The 2,784-nt window shown below is 45.2% G+C and carries 6 protein-coding genes; all 6 read right to left on the reverse strand.

Annotated elements, in window-relative coordinates; genetic code table 11:
- Positions 1-21: 21 nt before the first annotated feature.
- Entirely contained in the window at positions 22-387 is a 366-nt protein-coding gene (locus JIN87_RS27740) for a hypothetical protein (RefSeq protein WP_200359950.1), read from the reverse strand.
- A gap of 149 nt (positions 388-536) precedes the next feature.
- The gene (locus JIN87_RS27745; protein ID WP_200359952.1) at positions 537-839 is read right to left on the reverse strand and encodes a hypothetical protein; all 303 of its coding nucleotides are present in this window, start codon (positions 837-839) and stop codon (positions 537-539) included.
- 85 nt (positions 840-924) lie between these two features.
- Positions 925-1,308: a hypothetical protein gene (locus tag JIN87_RS27750; RefSeq protein ID WP_200359954.1), complete on the reverse strand. Its 384-nt coding sequence runs from the start codon at positions 1,306-1,308 to the stop codon at positions 925-927.
- A 25-nt stretch (positions 1,309-1,333) separates the two neighbouring features.
- Positions 1,334-1,759 (reverse strand): hypothetical protein, encoded by a 426-nt coding sequence (locus tag JIN87_RS27755; RefSeq protein ID WP_200359956.1) that lies wholly within the window; start codon positions 1,757-1,759, stop codon positions 1,334-1,336.
- A 79-nt stretch (positions 1,760-1,838) separates the two neighbouring features.
- Positions 1,839-2,150 (reverse strand): hypothetical protein, encoded by a 312-nt coding sequence (locus JIN87_RS27760; RefSeq protein ID WP_200359958.1) that lies wholly within the window; start codon positions 2,148-2,150, stop codon positions 1,839-1,841.
- A 35-nt stretch (positions 2,151-2,185) separates the two neighbouring features.
- A partial coding sequence (locus JIN87_RS27765; RefSeq protein ID WP_234033677.1) for a hypothetical protein occupies positions 2,186-2,784 on the reverse strand: 599 nt, incomplete at its 5' end.

The following is a 2,784-nucleotide window of genomic DNA, read 5'->3' on the forward strand; positions in this document are numbered from 1 at the left end:
CTCGTTGTGTGAGCCGATTGGTTATGTAATATTTTTAGTTTTGTTGAGGCCGAATTTCTTGGGGTAAATCGCTTCGTTAGTCTCTCGGAATTCATTGAGTCCTTCTATTCCGTTTTTTATGAGGATTTCTTTTTCATTTCTGATTGAGTTTAAAGCAATCCTAGCCAACGGAACGACAAACAGTGGAATCGATATGCCTACCCCGATCCCGGTAAGACTCATAAGGATAAGTCCGTATCCAAATATTCCATGTTCTTTGTAGAGTCGATATGTGTCGAAGGCGAAATAGATCGAAACCAAAACTATGGCTGTCCCTACCGAAATGCTGCCGATGAGAAACGCAATCATCAGAAGCTTTCGTAGACCTAGCTTTTTAGATTCTTTCATTTCTTCACATAACGTCAAAGCCACACGATGTCGGCTTCGGTCGAGGTTCCATGTTCGTTGGGGTTGATTTTCATGGGTCGATACGAAAGAGGCGGGCGTTTGCCGACATTGTGTGCGCTGCCTGGTTGGCATATCTTATTTTTCATTCTCTACTCAAAAGCTGCTGAGGTTAATCCAAATACGACTACTGAAATTATGAGTGAAAGACCGAAAGCCAATGCTGCCCACCATGCTCGAAATGCTATCCTTCTTATTCTTTCGGTTCTATTTTTGTATTTTTCTATTCCGCTCAGTTTTCCTAGTTCCTGATAGGAAAGTTTCTCTCTGCGTTGTGCGATCATGATCGAGATGATCGTCGCGAACATGAGAATGACGCATGCCATGAAAGTGATCGCACTGCCTATGAGACCGGCGGTTAGAATCACTTCTATGACTTTTGAGATTATCTCCATTTGTTTCTGCCAACGTCAAAGTGAGGCGATGCCGACTTCGGTTAAGGTTCCAAGTCTGTTGAGGTTGATTTTCATGGGATCGTAGTCAAAGAGGCGAGCGTTTGTCGGCATTGCCTCCACTGCCTGGTTCTGCATATTTTTCTTCTTCCAAAGGTAGCAAGGCTGGATGGCCAGCTGGATACGGAAACCACTTTCTTCTTAATTCGTAGATGTAGTAAATGTAGGCACCGATCGCAGGGGCTAAAAGGACGATAAACAACCAGACGACCATCTCCCCATTCTTTCCTTCATCTTTCAGTTTGGCTATTTCTGAGAGGCTAAGTATCCAGAGAAGGAAGACAATGAGTGGTGCAATGATGACTAAGGCGATGGGTAGGTCAAAGTTCCAGTAGGCGGATGCTGGAAGGCCGACTACGAGAAGAAGGATCGGAAACGCGAATAACAGATCTGTGAGGTTTTGCTTCGTCATCTTTTTTTTGCAGAACGCCGAAGTCTCACGACGTAGGAGGCGCAGCCTCCGGAGTTGTGAGCACTGACTGGTTCTGCTGAGTTTTTATTTCCAGAATGTTGATCAAGCTAATCGAAGCAGCCCAGATCAGAAATGGTGGACTTATCGCTAGTATGAATCCGATCCCTCCAAACCCAAAGAATGAAAATGCTAGTAGCGTCCATGGCCAAATCGCTATCAATTTTCTTAATCCATTCTTTATTTCTGCTCCAGGTATGATCGAGAAATTCAATGCGAACAGGCTAAGTCCATAAATCGATGATGGAATCCTAGATAAGCCGTCCAACAAACCTCCGACGCCGCCAAGGACAGAATCGACTGCTAAGTTGATGCCGATCATATCTAGGGTCAGGTTTGGGCAAATGAATGAAAGTCCGAATAGGATGTATCCGTGTTTTGGGGTTATCTTCATTTTCTATTTTTGCAGAACGCCGAAGTGTCACGACGTAGGAGGCGGAGCCTCCGGAGTTGTGACGACTGACTGGTTAGCATCACTTTTGTTTATCTTTCCAGACATTGGGATATGCTTCGTGAACATCTTGGACGAGATCAAATCCACGTATTTCAATTCTTTCTCCTGCTGAATCGTACAGGTAGAGAGTTACCGTGGTTCCAGGGAGTAGTCCGATCGCTCCCAACAATGGTATGAATGAAAACGGTAATTTGTATCCATTTCTTATTACGTGCCTTTCGGTTTTGAATTCAGTTTGTGCGATTGGGAAGAAGTAGGCGTTAAGGACGAGAAGACACTGAATGGCGTAAGCTAGAATTATTGCGGTCAGAGCTTTGTTTCGAGTCTTCACTTTTTTGCTAACGCTGAGTGCAGGCGACGGGGGCGTTAGCCGCCGTTGCCTGGCACGCCTTGTTGGGATCTATTTAGTTCTTCAAGTTTTGCTCTAATTCTTTCGTTGAAGAGTTCTTCGTTGCTTATGTCTTCGAATGATTGATCTACGAGCAGGGTGAAGACTTCGTCTTTTCTTTCGTCGTAGAAAATAACTGTCCCTTCTCTGTAGTAGCCTAGGCTTTGTCCCAGCTCCTGAACTGCGACTTCATATCCTTTTGCTGTCGGAGGATCAATCGCGGCTATCTGTATTTTTTGTGAATCTTTGTTTACGGCGACTGGAGTAAAACGAACCAATCCTTCGGCTGTTGACGGATCTTCAGAAGTATAGAGAAGATTGAAAGAGTAGCTTTGATTTCCAATTAGAAACTCTCGATGTAGTACGGTCGTTAGAGCACTGTTGCTCTCTGTTTTTCCGCAACCGTGCAAAAGCAAGGCGACCAGTCCGGAAAGGAGAATCGCTGATAGTTGCCTGTCTCGTTTCATTTTGTTTCTTCTCCCAATCGAGATAGAGGGGAGCCTCACGGCTCCTCCCCTCTCACACCACCCGGCATACGGATCACGTACCAAGGCGGTTCGGTTAAGGTTGCGGTCAG

This window comes from Pelagicoccus mobilis (genome assembly GCF_016595505.1).
In the GTDB taxonomy this organism is placed as follows: Bacteria; Verrucomicrobiota; Verrucomicrobiia; order Opitutales; family Opitutaceae; genus Pelagicoccus; species Pelagicoccus mobilis.